The sequence below is a fragment of the Streptomyces sulphureus DSM 40104 genome (assembly GCF_000381025.1).
GTDB lineage: Bacteria > Actinomycetota > Actinomycetes > Streptomycetales > Streptomycetaceae > Streptomyces > Streptomyces sulphureus.
The window spans coordinates 37673-53237 of sequence record NZ_KB905832.1; the positions used below are offsets into that span (position 1 = coordinate 37673).

At 72.2% G+C, this 15565-nt stretch carries 17 protein-coding genes and 1 CRISPR repeat array; of the genes, 5 read left to right on the plus strand and 12 right to left on the minus strand.

The window, feature by feature from the left end; all coding sequences use genetic code 11:
- Nucleotides 1–35 precede the first annotated feature (35 nt).
- The 12 genes from ygfZ to F603_RS0130820 all read right to left on the minus strand — a co-directional run bounded on the left by ygfZ (nt 36) and on the right by F603_RS0130820 (nt 9704).
- Nucleotides 36–1019 (minus strand): CAF17-like 4Fe-4S cluster assembly/insertion protein YgfZ, encoded by a 984-nt coding sequence (ygfZ, locus tag F603_RS0130765; RefSeq protein WP_019549767.1) that lies wholly within the window; start codon nt 1017–1019, stop codon nt 36–38.
- A 9-nt stretch (nt 1020–1028) separates the two neighbouring features.
- Entirely contained in the window at nt 1029–1550 is a 522-nt protein-coding gene (locus tag F603_RS0130770) for a Fur family transcriptional regulator (RefSeq protein WP_019549768.1), read from the minus strand.
- A 64-nt stretch (nt 1551–1614) separates the two neighbouring features.
- The gene (locus tag F603_RS0130775; RefSeq protein ID WP_019549769.1) at nt 1615–2178 is read right to left on the minus strand and encodes a heme-binding beta-barrel domain-containing protein; all 564 of its coding nucleotides are present in this window, start codon (nt 2176–2178) and stop codon (nt 1615–1617) included.
- Between the two features lie 288 nt (nt 2179–2466).
- A complete protein-coding gene (locus F603_RS0130785; RefSeq protein WP_019549770.1) occupies nt 2467–2856 on the minus strand; it encodes a DsrE family protein in 390 nt (129 codons plus the stop codon).
- Between the two features lie 164 nt (nt 2857–3020).
- A complete protein-coding gene (locus F603_RS0130790; protein ID WP_019549771.1) occupies nt 3021–3308 on the minus strand; it encodes a DUF1416 domain-containing protein in 288 nt (95 codons plus the stop codon).
- Nucleotides 3309–3377: 69 nt separating this feature from the next.
- Nucleotides 3378–4217, minus strand: coding sequence for a sulfurtransferase (locus F603_RS0130795; RefSeq protein WP_019549772.1), 840 nt, complete (start codon nt 4215–4217; stop codon nt 3378–3380).
- Nucleotides 4218–4442: 225 nt separating this feature from the next.
- A complete protein-coding gene (locus tag F603_RS36640; RefSeq protein WP_420235649.1) occupies nt 4443–4526 on the minus strand; it encodes a putative leader peptide in 84 nt (27 codons plus the stop codon).
- Between the two features lie 207 nt (nt 4527–4733).
- Nucleotides 4734–5936, minus strand: a complete 1203-nt coding sequence (locus F603_RS0130800) for an IS110 family RNA-guided transposase (protein WP_019549773.1) — start codon at nt 5934–5936, stop codon at nt 4734–4736.
- A 304-nt stretch (nt 5937–6240) separates the two neighbouring features.
- Nucleotides 6241–6574: direct repeats of the CRISPR family, unit length 29 nt; unit sequence GGGACCACCCCCGCACGCGCGGGGAGCAC.
- Nucleotides 6575–6767: 193 nt separating this feature from the next.
- Complete coding sequence (locus tag F603_RS0130805) at nt 6768–7490, minus strand: LmeA family phospholipid-binding protein (protein ID WP_019549774.1); 723 nt, start codon at nt 7488–7490, stop codon at nt 6768–6770.
- 109 nt (nt 7491–7599) lie between these two features.
- The gene (locus F603_RS0130810; RefSeq protein WP_019549775.1) at nt 7600–8475 is read right to left on the minus strand and encodes a hypothetical protein; all 876 of its coding nucleotides are present in this window, start codon (nt 8473–8475) and stop codon (nt 7600–7602) included.
- Nucleotides 8472–8738: a MoaD/ThiS family protein gene (locus F603_RS0130815; RefSeq protein WP_019549776.1), complete on the minus strand. Its 267-nt coding sequence runs from the start codon at nt 8736–8738 to the stop codon at nt 8472–8474. The genes F603_RS0130810 and F603_RS0130815 overlap by 4 nt, the downstream gene beginning before the upstream one ends.
- Before the next feature lie 21 nt (nt 8739–8759).
- Entirely contained in the window at nt 8760–9704 is a 945-nt protein-coding gene (locus F603_RS0130820) for an alpha/beta hydrolase (protein WP_019549777.1), read from the minus strand.
- 298 nt (nt 9705–10002) lie between these two features.
- On the opposite strand from F603_RS0130820, the gene F603_RS0130825 reads away from it, so the two are divergent.
- The 5 genes from F603_RS0130825 (at nt 10003) to F603_RS0130845 (ending at nt 15363) form a co-directional block, all read left to right on the plus strand.
- Nucleotides 10003–10812 (plus strand): winged helix-turn-helix transcriptional regulator, encoded by an 810-nt coding sequence (locus tag F603_RS0130825; RefSeq protein ID WP_019549778.1) that lies wholly within the window; start codon nt 10003–10005, stop codon nt 10810–10812.
- Between the two features lie 23 nt (nt 10813–10835).
- Entirely contained in the window at nt 10836–11897 is a 1062-nt protein-coding gene (locus F603_RS0130830; protein ID WP_019549779.1) for a LacI family DNA-binding transcriptional regulator, read from the plus strand.
- 111 nt (nt 11898–12008) lie between these two features.
- Nucleotides 12009–13019 carry a S1C family serine protease gene (locus tag F603_RS0130835; protein WP_019549780.1) on the plus strand — a complete coding sequence of 337 codons (1011 nt, stop codon included), beginning with the start codon at nt 12009–12011 and terminating at the stop codon, nt 13017–13019.
- A gap of 35 nt (nt 13020–13054) precedes the next feature.
- Nucleotides 13055–13807, plus strand: coding sequence for a response regulator transcription factor (locus F603_RS0130840; protein WP_019549781.1), 753 nt, complete (start codon nt 13055–13057; stop codon nt 13805–13807).
- Nucleotides 13804–15363: a sensor histidine kinase gene (locus F603_RS0130845; RefSeq protein WP_019549782.1), complete on the plus strand. Its 1560-nt coding sequence runs from the start codon at nt 13804–13806 to the stop codon at nt 15361–15363. The genes F603_RS0130840 and F603_RS0130845 overlap by 4 nt, the downstream gene beginning before the upstream one ends.
- The last annotated feature ends 202 nt before the right edge of the window (nt 15364–15565 follow it).

A 15565-nucleotide genomic window follows, 5' to 3' on the forward strand; every position in this document is an offset into this window, starting at 1 on the left:
GCGTACGCATCGGAACCGTACGCGCCGCAACCGACTCAGGGTGCTACGACGACCTCCTGGGCCGCCGCCGTCGCCTCGGGCCCCGCGATGAGGCGGGCGTCCACCGGAACGTTCCGCTTGATCAGCGCGAGCGCGATCGGACCCAGCTCGTGGTGGCGCGCGGAGGTGGTGACGAAGCCGAGCTTGCGCCCCTCTTCGCCCTCCTCGGCGAGGCGCACCGCGTCCCCGTGCACAGGCACGGAGACCTCGCTCCCGTCGAGGTGGAGGAAGACCAGCCGCCGGGGCGGCTTCCCGAGGTTCTGCACCCGCGCCACCGTCTCCTGGCCGCGGTAGCACCCCTTGTCGAGGTGGACGGCAGAGCCGATGAGCCCCACCTCGTGCGGGATCGTGCGGTGGTCGGTCTCCATCCCGATCCGCGGCCGGTAGGCCTCGACGCGCAGCGCTTCGTGCGCGAGCACACCCGCCGGCGGCCCGTACGCCTCCGCGAAGGAGCGCAGCTCGGCGCGGGGCAGGAAGAGGTCGCGCCCGTACGCCGTCTCGCGCACCGTGGCGCCCTCCGGCGGCTCGGCGATCGAGCCGGCGGGGAGCTGGACGACCGCGAACTCCTCGGTGCGGTCGGCGATTTCGACGCGGTAGAAGAACCGCATGCTCTCCAGGTACGCCAGCAGGCTCTCCTGCGCCCCGGGCTCGGTGTGGATCCAGACGGTCGAGCCGTCGTCCACGAGCGACAGCGCGTGCTCGATGTGGCCGTGCGCGGAGAGGACCAGCGCCTCGGTGGCGCGGCCGCTCGGCAGGTCGCTCACGTGCTGGGTGAGGAGCAGGTGCAGCCAGGAGAGGCGGTCCTCGCCTGAGACGGTGATCACGCCGCGGTGCGAGAGGTCGACGAACCCGGTGCCGTCGGCGAGCGCACGCTGCTCCTTGAAGAGGTCGCCGTAGTGCGCGGCGACACCCTCGTCGGGGCCCTCGGCTGCGACGGCGCCTGGCAGCGAGAGCAGCGGACTCGGACTGTTGAAGGCCATACGACAACCCTACGACGAGCGGCCGGCCGTCTTCGAGTGACGATCGGCCCCTTCTCCCGTCGGGACCTGCGACGTTGCCGCCGGGCCCGTACCGTCGGACGACTCCTCCGCGGCCTTGCGTGCGCACTCCGCGCACCGGCCGAAGATCGCGAAGTGCCGTATGTCCGTCTCGAAGCCGAAGGTCTCGCGCAGCGTCGCCGTGAACGGCTCGGCCACCGCGAGGTCCGCTTCGATCACCTCGGTGCAGTCCCGGCAGACCAGGTGCATGTGGTGGTGGCGGTCGGCGAGGTGGTAGGTCGGGGCGCCGTGGCCCAGGTGCGCATGGGAGACGAGGCCGAGCTCCTCCAGCAGGTCCAGCGTGCGGTAGACCGTGGAGATGTTGACGCCGCCGGCGGTGCGGCGGACCTCGGAGAGGATGTCGTCGGGTGTGGAGTGCTCCAGCTTGTCCACGGCCTCCAACACGAGCTGGCGCTGCGGGGTGAGCCGGTACCCGCGCGCTCGGAGATCGCTCTGCCAGTCGGTGGTTGCCACGCTGCAAGTGTAAGAGGGTTCGGTGCGCGGCAGGACCTCCCGGACGCCGCGAGCGGCCCCGGGGTCACTTGAAGAAGGCGATCCCGTCGTCCGGCAGGTCCCCGAGGTCCTTCGCCCACTGGCTCGGGTCGACGGTCTTCTTGAGCTGGGCCGACATGTACGGGCGGAGCGGCACCTGCGGGGTGGACTTCTCGCCCACCCAGAGAAGCTCGCCCTTGACGTAGCCGTAGAGGCGCTTGCCCCCGCTGTACTCGTCCGCGGAGGCGGTCCGCGCGATGGCGTCGGTGGCGAGGTCGACCTGCGGCTTCTGGTCGGCGAGCTCGCCGTACCAGACCTCGGCGACGCCCTGGTCGCGGATCATCACGACCTCGACCTGGCGCTCGGAGTCGATCCGCCAGTAGCCGGTCTCGGTCTCCAGCGGACGTACCTTCTCGCCCTCGTCGTCCAGCACCCAGCTGTGCGAGGTGTACTCGAGGAAGTCGCGTCCGTCGTGGCGGAAGCTGGCCTCCTGGCCGAAGTTGCACTTCTCCGCGCCGGGGAACTCGGCGACGCCGGCGCCTGTCCAGTCGCCGAGGAGGAAGGCGAGCGGGACGAGGTCCGGGTGGAGGTCGGACGGGATCTCGATCATGGGAACTCAGTCGTTCTGTGGGAGCGGCAGGGGCGGCTGCGAGCGCCTTCTCAGCGCTGGCCCTGGAAGAGCTTCTTGAGGGTGAGGCCGGCGAAGGCGACGGTCCCGACGCAGACCAGGACCATCAGAGCGGTGAAGAATGCCTCAAGCACGGTGGCTCTCCCTTGGGCGGTGCAGTTGTTCCACGGACGTGGGCGGACGTCCGCAGTCTAGTAGCGGCCTTTCGGCTCGGCTCTGTGAGCCCCGGCAGGCGGGGCACCGCCGCGAGCTGGACCCGTCGCGTACGGATCAGTAGACGAGCGCCTGTGCCCCGTCGGCCGTCGCCTCGGCGACGAAGACCTGGGCGCCTGCGATCCGGACGCCGTCGAGCACGTCCGCTTCCACGATGCCGCGGCGGGCTGCGCACTGGGTGCACAGGGTGATCCGGCCGCCCGCCTGGATACCGGCGATGAGGTCGGGGAGCGGTGCCGCGTGCGGGAGTTCGAACTCGGCCGCCCGGCCCGGGAGCGCGAACCACGACGACTCGCCCGTCAGCCACAGCGAGACCTCGATCCCGCTCGCCGCGGCGACGCCGGCGACCGTGAACGCCTGCGAGCACCTCTCGGGGGCGTCCGCGCCTGCCGTCACCTTGATCACGAGCTTCTTGCCGCCGGCGGCGGGAGGGGGAGTCTCAGCCATGCGCCCCAGCCTACGGCCGGGCCCCGCGCGCGCCGCTCACGAGCCCTTGCAGGTACGGCAGTTCGCGACCGCGCGCCCCGTTCCGCACGCGGGCGCGGTGTCGCACGCCGAGGGCGGCGCCCCAGGCGTCCAACCCGTGGGACGCCGCCCTCGGCGCAGCCGCGTCAGACCGCGATGGCGACGTCGGCGAGGCCGCCCTGCTCGGCCACGACCTTGCGCTCCGCCGTCCCGCCGGGGACGAGCGCGCGCACCGTCCAGGTGCCCTCGGCCGCGTAGAAGCGGAACTGTCCCGTGGCCGAGGTGGGTACCTCGGCGGTGAACTCGCCTGTGGCGTCGAGGAGTCGGACGTAACCGGTGACGGGCTCGCCGTCCTTGGTCACGTTGCCCTGGATCGTGGTCTCTCCGAACTTGGCGGTGGACGGGTCGGGCCCGCCTGCCTGTGCTCCGCACATGGGGATGAAGCCTCTCTCTTCGTGGCCGCGGTGGGTCCGGCGGCCCGCGGGGCGCGGGCCGCCGGTTGCTCAGTCCTCGGTGCCGACCGCGACCGGGACGCCGATGAGGGAGCCGTACTCGGTCCAGGAGCCGTCGTAGTTCTTGACGTTGGGCTGGCCGAGCAGCTCGTGCAGGACGAACCAGGTGTGCGCGGAACGCTCGCCGATCCTGCAGTACGCGATGGTGTCCTTGCCGAGGTCGACGCCTGCGTCCTCGTAGAGCTCCTTCAGCTCCTCGTCGGACTTGAAGGTGCCGTCGTCGTTGGCCGACTTCGACCACGGGATGTTCCGCGCCGAGGGCACGTGGCCCGGACGCTGCGACTGCTCCTGGGGCAGGTGCGCCGGCGCGAGCAGCTTGCCGCTGAACTCGTCGGGCGAGCGGACGTCGACCAGGTTCTTGCTGCCGATGGCGTCGACGACCTCGTCGCGGAAGGCGCGGATCGAGGAGTCCTGCGGCTGCGCCCTGTACTGGGTGGCCGGGCGCTCGGGCACCTCGGCGACGAGGTTGCGCGAGTCGAGCTCCCACTTCTTGCGGCCGCCGTCGAGGAGCCTCACGTCCTCGTGCCCGTAGAGCTTGAAGTACCAGTAGGCGTAGGCCGCGAACCAGTTGTTGTTGCCGCCGTAGAGGACGACGGTGTCGTCGTTGGCGATGCCCTTGGCGGAGAGGAGCTTCTCGAAGCCGGCCTGGTCGACGAAGTCGCGGCGGACCGGGTCCTGGAGGTCCTGCTTCCAGTCGATCCGGACGGCGTTCTTGATGTGGTTCTTGTCGTAGGCGGAGGTGTCCTCGTCCACCTCGACGAGGACGGTCTTCGGGTCGTCGAGGCGCGCCTCGACCCAGTCGGCGTCTACGAGGACCTCGCTGCGGCTCATGCTGTCTCCTGAGGGCTTGACGGGATGGAGCGGTGGAGCCCGCCGCCGTCTCGGGCGACGGGATGCGCAGCCGGACGGGCCCGCACGGTCGTGGGTGCGACGGACCGCCCGGACACGCCGGGTACGGGATCGACGCCGCTTCCGCACGACATCACACCGGTCGCAGACCCGCCCGCTCCCGGACGTGGACTGCGAGGGGCTGCGCGCGCGGCCGGCTGCGGCCGATCAGCGGGCCGCGGAACAGAGCATGGCGGCGACGCGGCAGAGATCGACCGCCCGTCGTTTGGTGAGGTCCGCCTGTGGCTTCATGCCCCCGATCGTAAGGAGGGAGCGGGGACCGTGTCACCGGCGATCCGGATGGTGAGAATCTTTTGACCGGGATTTGAGATTCGGGTGCTTGTCGGGGTGCGATGCCGGGGTCTGCGTGGGGCGTCCGGGGGCTCCTGGCCCTGGTATCCGGACGGGGTGTCTCGCGCAGTGGGACGTCGCGGTGGGGGGGTGCCTCTTTGTCTTTCGTCAAGTGAGGCGAGGCGTTCGGGGTTTGTAGAAGGTGCCGTTGCGGAGCATCGCGAAGAGCACGTTGATGCGTTGTCGGGCCAGGCGGAGAAGCGCTTGGGTGTGGGTTTTTCCTCGGGCCCGGCATTTGTCGTAGTAGGTGCGGGAGGCGGGATCGTGCAGGGCGGCGAACGCGGAGAGGAACATGGCGCGTTTCAGGACGCGGTTGCCGCCTCTGGGTGCGTGTTCGCCGTGGATCGAGGTGCCGGACGACTTGGTGGTTGGGGCGAGGCCGGCGTAGGAGGCGAGGTGGGCGGCGGAGGGGAAGCTGGTGCCGTCGCCGACGGTGACCAGCAGGGTTGCGGCGGTCCTGACCGCGACCCCCGGTAGCGAGGTCAGGACCTTGGAAAGAGGGTGTTGTTCCAGCAGGGCGCTGATCTGTGTTTCCGTGGCGCGGCGTTGGTCGTGAACGGCGCCGAGCGAGCGGGCCAGCGACGGGATCACGATGTCCAAGGTGCCGGTGCCCGGGACCACGACGGTCTGCTCGTTCAGTGCGTCGAAGACGTCGTCGATCAGCCGGGTCGCCATGCGTGGGGCCTTGGGCCGGATCAGCTCTACAAGTCTGCGGCGTCCGGCCTTTCGCAGGGCTGCCGGGGAGCCGTAGCGTTCCAGCAGCCAGGTCACGGCCTGATGATCGGGCCGGGGGCCGAGGACTCGTTCGAGGCTGGGGTGGAACTGGGTGAGCAGGCCGCGGATCCGGTTGCTGGTGCGGGTGGCTTCGGCGGCGAGGTCTTGGTCGAAGCCGGTCAGCACGGTCAGCTCGGCGGTGATCTCGTCGGTGACCTCCAGCGAGCGCAGGGTGTGGGGCATGGTCCGGGCGGCGTCCGCGATCACGGCCGCGTCGCGGGCGTCGGTCTTGGCCTCGCCGGGGTAGAGGTCGGCGATCCGCCGCATCGACAGGCCCGGCAGATAGGCGACCGTGCAGCCCGCGTCGCGGGCGACGGTGAGCGGGAGGGCGCCGATCGAGGCGGGCTGGTCCACGATTACCAGGACAGTGCCGAACTTGTCGCGGAGCTTGTCGAAGACGGCCCGCAGCTTCGGTTCGGTGTTGGGCAGTTGCTTGTCGAAGACCTTCTTGCCGGCCGGGGTGAGCCCGTGGCCGAGGTGAGCCGTCTTGCCGACATCCAGGCCCAGGAAGACGCCTATCTCGTCGCGGTCGTTCAAGCCGTCCTCCCGAACGGGATCGTGCGGTGCTGGCCCGGGCGTTGGCGTCGTGCGCGCATCCACGTTATGCAGACCTGCCGCCCGCGTAGTGCCGGGCGTTGCGCTCGGCGGGGCGGTAGTCGGACCTCTCATCAGCGTCTCCAACGGCGCCTCTCGGGCCCGGTGGCACCACCCCCCAGGTCATCGGTTCGACAGGGGGGAACAGCCATGCCGGGCCCGGAAGCCAGCAGCCCTCTTGCAGGACCGCATAGAAGATAACGAGGGGGCGCCGTTTGGGTCGGCTCACGTCGGGTGCTTGCTGGGCGGGGTCATCCCCGCACGCGCGGGGAGCACCTCCACGGGGTCCACGGGCGGGTTGTGGGTGTGGGACCACCCCCGCACGCGCGGGGAGCACATGGCGCTGGCGGAGTACCGAGAGCTGTACTGGGGACCACCCCCGCACGCGCGGGGAGCACTCCACTCGGCGCCGGGGGCAGACCGCGGCGGCGGGACCACCCCCGCACGCGCGGGGAGCACGAGCGCGGCGACGAAGCTGCCCCCCGGGGCTGGGGACCACCCCCGCACGCGCGGGGAGCACCTGGTCTGGGCGAGCGGTACGCCCATGGCCAGGGGACCACCCCCGCACGCGCGGGGAGCACCCTCCGTGACCTGCGCGTTCATCGGTCGGGAAGCCGATCCCAAGCAACTTCCGCAGAATCCGGCAATATGCACACAGAGGACAGAAGCCCACCTTCCTCCCGGCGCAAGCAGTTCACCCAGCCCGCTGCCACGACCAACTCTGCCCCGACGACGAAGAGTTCACGCAGTAGCCGACCCGGCCCACCAACCGTCCTACCCCGTGAACTTCACGTCCTTGCCGCTGAGGGTCACGACGATGCCCTCCTCGGTGGGGCGGGCCTCCTCCAGCTTGAGTTCGGAGGGGAGGGCGTCGAAGTCCCAGTCGTCGTCGATCCGGTCGCGGACGAGGCGGTCGAGGACGCCCTTGGCCATGCCGAGCGGGCCCTCGCCCTTTATCTCGTCGGCGTTGAGGCGGACGGTGTGCTTGTCCTTTATCGTCGCCGAACTGATCACCGTCACGGAGCCGACCACCGGGACCTTCTTGGTGATCTTCACCTTCTCTGGGTCGTCCTTGCCCGCCCAGGCGACGCTTGTGCCCTCGCCGGCGGCGGAGGAGAGGGCGTCGTACTTGATGAGTGCCTTGCCGCGGGCGCGGTCCGCCGTCACCTCGCTGAAGTCGCCGTTGGTGCGGACCTGTTCGCCGTGGACGTCGACCTTGGAGATGGTGATCTTGCGGTCGCCCGCCCCCGTCGTGAGCCCCTTGAGCTCGAAATCGACGTCGCCGAACTCTCGGGAGGCGAGCTGCGTGAGGAAGGGGAATCCGTTGATGGAGACGGACGTGTCGACGTTGCCCTCGACCGACTTGTGCCCCTCGATCTGCTCCTGGACCTTGTCGGCAGCCTCGTCCTCGGCGAGGTTCACCGCCAGGCGGTCGGCCCCGACGGCGAGTCCTGCCAGGACCACGAGGACGACGAGGACTATGCGAAGTGCGCGCATCGCGGTTGCTTCCCCCATACTCTCGGCTGCCGCGAGCGTAACCGAGCCGGCGGACGCGCGGGTCAGGGAGCTGATGACACCGCGCGACGCTCCCCGGTCGGCCGAGCGCTCAGCCGAGCACGGAGCCGAGGAAGTGCGCTACGGGCGCAGCACAGGCGAGTGGCAGCGCCACCCCCGCCGTCATGTGGACGAACCGCGACGGGAAGTCGTAGCTCGCCACCCGCAGCCCGAGGAGCGCGGCGACCCCCACCGCGAACCCGAGCGCCGCACCGGGCGCCCCCATCCCCGTCAGCTCACCGATGCCCCAGCCGGCGGCCGCACCGGCGAGGAGGGCGACCGGAATCCCGGCGACCCCCGGCACCACGGCACGCACAACCGCCGTGCCCGCTACGGCGATCACCGTGACGACGACGGTGTCCCGCGGAGCGAGCAGGTATCCGGAGGCGAGCAGGGTGACGACGGTCGCAGTGCAGTCGGCCGTGAGCGCGTAGAGGCGTTCGTCGGGCCCCGACCGGTCGCGCAGCCGTGCGGCGAGCGCGAGGAGCAGCCACACGCCGAGCGTCCCGAGGATGACGAGCGGTGCCCGTTCGGCACCGGCGAGGAGCAGCCCGCCGTCCGCGACGAGCGCGGAGAGGAAGACGAGCGCGATCCCCTGCCGCGCCGGCCACATCCCGTTGAGCCGGTACCAGCCGGCCGCGGTCACGGCCTGGAGCAGCACGACGGCGACGGCGAGCGCGGGCAGGCCCGGCTGCGCCCCCGCGGCGAGCAGCGCCGCGAGCCCGGCGGTGCACAGCGCCGACGCGATGCCCGGCGCGATCAGCGGCGAGCCGGGCGCCCCCGGCGCACGCGTCGCGACGTGGCGTCCGCCCGAACGCGGTTGCGGCGGCGCGGCGTCGGGGGTCGCGTCCGGCGCCTGCGGCGCGGTGACCGCGCTCTGCGGCCCGCCCTCGGGCGGGAGCGGTCCGGGATGCGGGTGACCGGTCATCGGGCACCTCCGGCGAACGGCGGGAGGACCTCTACGGTGCTGCCCTCGCGCAGCTCGACGCTGTCGTGCGGGCGGGCGCCCACCTGCTCCCCGTCGACCAGGAACGAGCAGCGCAGCAGCACCCGCGCGAACTCCGGCCGGTCGCTGCGGTGGGCGCGGGCGCCGTCGAGCGCGGCGGCCAGCGTCGCCGCCTCGTACCGCTCCTCCGCGGTGCCGGCGGCGGCCTTCGCCGCCGCCCAGTAGCGGATCGTGCCGCTCGGCATGGTCGTCCCTCTCAGTCCGTCTCAGTCCGTGTGGTTGCCCGGGGCCGCGTCGGTGCGCGGGCGCCCATCATGGCCCCTCCGCGACGCGGCCGCCGCATCCGCCCGGGATCCCGCTGCTGTGTGCAGCGTCGTCCACTCCCCGATGCGGTGCAGGAGCGGGGCGGACGCCGCGTTCTCCGCGTGGCCGAAGTCCGGTTCGATCCACAGTTCCGTGTGGTCCGGGGAGGCGGCCTCCGCGAGGGAGCAGGGGTGGTCGAGCGGGAAGTAGGGGTCGCGGTCGCCGTGGACGAGGAGCAGCGGGGTCGGCGCGACGAGCGGGGCCGCGGCGACGGGCGGGAGCGGCACGGGGTTCCAGTCGCCGGCGCGGACGCGAGTCCCTAGTCCGTATCGTGAGAAGAGCCGGCCCAGTGGGTGCTGGATGGCGAAGTGGAGCCGTCGCATCGAGGGGGTGCCGCGGTAGTACCAGCGAGCGGGGGCGCTCACGGCGACGACGGCGTCCGCGCCCGTGCGCTCGTCGGCGCCCACGAGAGCCCCGTGGCGCAGCACCACCGAACCGCCCATCGAGAAGCCCACGGTCGCCACCCTCTCGTGGCCGAGCTCGCGGGCCCAGGCGACGGCCGCTGCGAGGTCGTGGACCTCCAGGTCGCCGACGGTGGAGCGGCCGCCGGAGCGCCCGTGGCCCCGGAAGGAGAACGTGACGACCGAGGCGTACCGGGAGAGCAGCCGAGCGGCCCGTGCCAGAGCGGGACGGTCGAGGGCGCCGGTGAAGCCGTGCGCGAGGACGAGCGCGGGTGGCGCGTGCACGTGGTCCGCGCGGTCGAAGTACGCGGCCTCGAGGTCGACACCGTCCGCGGTGACGAGCCGGCGTCGGAGGTGCGGAGGCGGTGCGGAGGGCGGCAAGTCGCCACGCTCCGTGGCCGGTTCGCTGCGAAGGCGATCGATCTCACACTCGGCTGCGTCGTCCATGTCCGCTATTCTGCTCGGCAGAAGGACTCGGGCAGCGTCGCCCCCGGGTCCTTTTGTGCTTTCCGGGAGGAGGCTCCTCCCGGGCGGTACCGCGCCGAAGCGGCATAAAATGGACGCCGGTTCACCTGCGCCCCGTGAGCGGCGACGAGTACGAAGCAGTGCAGCCGAACCCCAGATTTCCGCCTGGGCGGCCCCTCTCAGAGGGGGCCGGGGAAGGGACCCCGATGGGCAAGCGAAACGCATCGACCCGCGACCGCAGGACCGCACACCATACGAGCCACGGGGAGGGCGCCCGCGCATGAGTTCGCTGCTGCTCCTTACCAACGCCGTCCAGCCGTCCACCGAGGTCCTCCCCGCACTGGGCCTGCTGCTGCACAACGTCCGCGTCGTGCCCGCCGAGGGCCCCGCGCTCGTCGACGCCCCCGAATCCGATGTGATCCTCGTCGACGGCAGGCGGGACCTTCCGCAGGTGCGGTCGCTCTGCCAGCTCCTGCGCTCCACGGGCCCGGGCAGTCCGCTGCTGCTGATCGTCACCGAGGGCGGTCTCGCCGCCGTCACGGCGGAGTGGGGCGTCGACGACGTCCTGCTCGACACGGCGGGCCCCGCCGAGGTGGAGGCGAGGCTCCGGCTGGCGATGGGCCGCAGACAGATCGCCGTCGACGAGGGGCCGACCGAGATCCGCAACGGCGACCTCTCCGTCGACGAGGCCACCTACAGCGCCAAGCTCAAGGGCCGCACCCTCGACCTCACCTTCAAGGAGTTCGAGCTCCTGAAGTACCTCGCCCAGCACCCGGGGCGGGTCTTCACGCGCGCCCAACTGCTCCAGGAGGTCTGGGGGTACGACTACTTCGGCGGCACCCGTACCGTCGACGTCCACGTGCGACGGCTTCGCGCCAAACTCGGGCCCGAACACGAGTCGCTCATCGGTACGGTGCGCAACGTCGGGTACCGCTTCGTCACACCCGAGAAGGGGGAGAAGGCGGCGGGCCGGCGGTCGGCGGCCGGCGGCGGAACGGTCGCGGAGGCTGCGACGCAGCTCGCGAAGGAGGCCGTCGAGGAGGCGGCGCCGGACGCCGAACAGGCGCCCGCACGCAGGGCGAAGGGATGACGCATCCCGCGTAGACTGGCCGAGTGGCCAAGGTGACGCGGGACGACGTGGCAAGGCTGGCGGGGACCTCGACCGCGGTCGTCAGCTATGTGATCAATGACGGTCCGAGGCCCGTCGCGCCGGCCACGAAGGAGCGCGTCCTCGCGGCCATCCAGGAGCTGGGGTACCGGCCCGACCGGGTCGCGCAGGCGATGGCCTCGCGCCGGACGGATCTGATCGGCCTGGTCGTGCCGGACGCCCGTCAGCCCTTCTTCGCCGAGATGGCACACGCCGTCGAACAGGCCGCGGCCGAGCGCGGAAAGATGGTCCTCGTCGGCAACTCCGACTACCTCGACGGCCGCGAGGTGCACTACCTCCGCGCCTTCCTCGGGATGCGCGTCTCCGGGCTGATCCTCATCAGCCAGGGGCCGAGCGAGCGCGCCGCCACCGAGATCGACGCCTGGGACGCCCGCGTCGTCCTCCTCCACCGCCGTCCCGAGGCGATCGACGACGTCGCCGTCGTCCTCGACGACACCGGCGGCGCCCAACTCGCCACCCGTCACCTGCTGGAGCACGGCCACGAGTACGTCGCCTGCCTCGGGGGCGTCGATTCGACGCCCCCGCAGGGCGACCCGGTCACCGATCACGTCGAGGGGTGGCAGCGCGCGATGGCCGAGGCGGGACGCTCCACCGAGGGCCGGCTCTTCCAGGCCCCGTACAACCGCTACGACACCTACCTCCTCGCGCTCGAACTGCTCGCCGGCGAGGACCGCCCGACGGCGCTCTTCTGCTCCACCGACGACCAGGCGATCGGCGTCCTCCGTGCCGCGCGGGAGCTGGGCCTCGAGGTGCCGCAGGACCTCGCCGTGATCGGCTTCGACAACGTGAAGGAGGCGGCGCTCACCGATCCGCCGCTCACCACCGTCGGCTCCCACCGCGAGGCGATGGCGAAGGCCGCCGTCGACCTCGTCCTCGACGACTCGTTGCGCGTGCCCGGCGCCCGAGGGGGCGGCATCACGGGCAAGGGGCGGGTGCGCCAGTTCCCCTCGGGGCTCGTGGTGCGCAGGTCGTGCGGGTGCCCGACGCCGAGCGGCGGGCCGCGGTAGGCGCGCCGAGCCTGGGCCGTCCCGGGGAGCTCCGGCCGGGCGGCGGAGTACTTCGCGGTTTTTCAGGGCGTCTTCAGCGGGTTCTCATGGTCGCGCCGCAGGCTCGGTCGTATGAGTGCACACGAGTCCGGACACCAGACCCGCCAGCAGCCCCCGTTCGACGAGCAGTCCCCGACCGCGCCGTTCCCGTCGGCAGGTGGTGACGCGGAGCCGCCGCCCGGATACGCACCCTTCGAGGGGGCGGCGCACGCCCGGCGCACGAGGCGCCGTCCGATCGCGCTCCTCGCCGCCGTCGCCGTCGGTGCGGCGATGGTCGGTGGGGGAGCAGCCGTCGGGCTGCAACAGTTCGTCGGCGACGGCGGGTCTTCGGCTGCGGCTCCCGTGGCCTCGGGGGACAACGCCTCGTCCGTCGGCGGCGTCTCCGAGGTGGCGGAGTCGGTGCGGTCGGGGGTGGTGGAGATCAAGGCCTCCGGCTCCGGGGGGCAGTCCACCGGCTCGGGGGTGGTGATCAGCGAGGGCGGCGAGATGCTTACCAACAACCACGTCGTTTCCGGTACCGACCAGGTGCGGGTCACCTTCGAGGGCGGCCGGACCGAGACGGCCAAGGTCGTCGGCACCGACGCCGACCACGATCTCGCCCTCCTCGAAGCGGAGGGTGACGGCGACTACGAGCCCGTCGAACTCGGCGACTCGGACGCGCTCGGCGTCGGCGACCAGGTCGTCGCGATCGGCTCGCCCGAGGGCCTCTCGGGGACCGTGACCAGCGGCATCGTCTCGGCCAAGGACCGCGAGGTGACGGTCCCGAAGGGCTCGGAGGGGGAGCAGAGCGGGCAGGAGCACTGGCCGTTCGAGTTCGGCGGCGGCGAGTACAACGGCGGCGTCGACGGCTCGACGACGACGTACAAGGCGATCCAGACGGACGCCTCGCTCAACCCCGGCAACTCCGGCGGGGCGCTCGTCGACATGTCGGGGAAGGTCGTCGGCATCAACTCGGCGATGTACGCGGCCGGTTCGTCGTCCGGGCAGTCCGCGGGCACCTCGTCGGGGAGCGTCGGGCTCGGGTTCGCGATCCCGGTCGACGACGTCGAGAAGCTCCTCGGCGACCTGCGCGGCCAGGGGTGAGTCAACCGCTGCTGCCGCGGTGGGAGGCTGTCCCCATGGCAGCCGCGAAGATTCTCATCGTCGACGACGAGCCGGCGGTGCGCGAAGCCCTGCGCCGGAGCCTGGAGTTCGAGGGGTACCGCACGGAGACGGCAGCCGACGGTCACGAGGCGCTCCAGCGCATGGGTATCGAGGAGCCGCCGGCGCGGTCTGCCAGGGCCGACCGCGCCGACCTCCCCGACCTCGTCGTCCTCGACGTGCTGATGCCGCTGATGGACGGCCTCACCGCCGCGCGCCGTCTGCGGGGCGCCGGCGAGCGGGTGCCGGTGCTGATGCTGACGGCCCGTGACACCGTCGGCGACCGGGTCACCGGTCTCGACGCGGGCGCAGACGACTATCTCGTCAAGCCCTTCGAGCTCGACGAACTCCTCGCGCGTGTCCGTGCGTTGCTCCGTCGGCGCTCCTACGCGGAGGAACAGGCGGCGGCGGGCGCGGCCGCGCCCGAGACCCTCTCCTTCGGGGGGCTGCGGATGGACCTCGGGACGCGCGAGGTCACCCGGGACGGCCGCCCCGTCGAGCTGACGCGCACGGAGTTCACCCTGCTGGAGATGTTCCTGTCCCACCCGAGGCAGGTCCTGACGCGGGAACAGATCCTGCAGGCCGTCTGGGGGTTCGACTTCGAGCCGGCCTCCAACTCCCTCGACGTGTACGTGATGTATCTGCGCCGCAAGACGGAGGCCGGGGGCGAACCGCGGCTCGTGCACACCGTGCGCGGGGTGGGGTACGTGCTGCGCGAGGGGCTCGGGTGAGCGACGGCGAGCGCGGGGAGGGTGCGCCTCCGTCGGCGCCCGACGGCTCGGGCGCCCCGGGGGCCGAGGACGACCGCTGCGGTGCCGGGCCCGACGAGCCGGAATCCGGTCCGGCGCCGGCCGGTTCGGGCGCGCTGCGGCGCGCGCTCCGGTGGGTGCCACTCGGGAGGGGGCGCCCGCTCCGCGCGCGGCTTGCGACGCTTGCGGCGCTCACTGTGGCGCTCGCCGTCGCCGCGTCCGCCGCCGCCTGCTGGTTCCTCGTACGGGCGCAGCTCGTCAACTCCCTCGATGATTCGCTGCGTACGACGGCCGTCTCCCCCCAGACCGTCATCGACCAGGTGCGCTCCGGGCAGTGCACGCCGCCGGACACCAAGGCGCCGAACCCCTTCGGCGCGACCGTGCAGGCCGTCGACGAGGCGGGGAACAGTTGCGTCCTCGTCGGCGAGGAGCTCGACGTCACCCAGGACGACACCGACGTCGCACGGCGCCAGTCGCACGAATCCCTCCACGACGCGCAGAGCGGCGACGGCGCCGACTACCGCGTCCACACGACGCCCGTGCCCGGCACCAGCCTCGCCGTCTCGCTCGCCCGGCCCCTCACCGAGACGGACGAGTCGCTCAACCGGCTGGCGCTCTTCCTCGCCGCGGTGGGGGGCGCCGGGGTGCTCGCCGCCGCGGGTGCGGGCGTTGTGCTGGCGCGCGCGGGGCTGCGACCCGTCGACCGGCTCACCGGCGCCGTCGAGCTCGTGGCGAGGACGGAGGACCTCACCGTCCGCATCCCCGTGGAGGGGGACGACGAGGTCGCACGGCTCTCCCGTTCGTTCAACTCGATGACGGAGGCACTCGCCTCCTCGCGCGAACTCCAGCGCCAGCTCATCGCCGACGCCGGCCACGAGCTGCGCACGCCGCTCACCTCCCTGCGCACCAACATCGAACTCCTCGCCCGGAGCGAGGAGACGGGGCGCCCGCTGCGTCCCGACGACCGCAGGGAGCTCCTCGCCTCGCTCACGGCGCAGATGACGGAGCTCAACACGCTCATCGGGGATCTCCGCGAACTCGCAGCGCCCTCCCCCGAGCAGGCGGCGCGGACCGGTGTGGTGGCGCTCCACGAGGCCGTCGAACGCGCCGTGGAGAGGGTGCGGCTGCGTGCGGCTTCGGTGGAGGTCGTCGCACGGTGGCAGCCGTGGTACGTGCGGGCGGAGCCGGCGGGGATCGAACGGTCGGTGGTCAATCTGCTCGACAACGCGATCAAGTTCAGTCCGGAAGAAGGCACGGTGGAGGTCTCGCTCGACGAGGGCGTCCTGGTCGTGCGCGACCACGGGCCCGGGGTTGCCGAGGAGGAACTCCCTTACGTCTTCGACCGGTTCTGGCGTTCTCCGTCCGCGCGGAGCATGCCCGGGTCGGGGCTCGGGCTCTCGATCGTGCAGCGGGCGGTGGAGCAGGCGGGGGGCGAGGTGCGGCTGAGGGCGGCCCCGGGCGGGGGCACGGAGGCCGTCGTCCGGTTGCCGGGGGCGCCGATTCCGCCGCCGGGGTGGACGGGTGCCGGGGAACCGTGACCGGCACGCCGGCGCGGGAGTTGTGTCGGGGCTCGGGGCTCGGGGCTCGGGGCTCGGGGCTCGGGGCTCGGGGCTCGGGGCTCGGGGCTCGGGGCTCGGGGCTCGGGGCTCGGGGCTCGGGGCTCGGCGGCGTGGACGTCCGGGCTCCGGGGGTGCGGCGGTAGGCTCGCGGTCATGGCCAGCCATCCACTCGCTGTTCCTG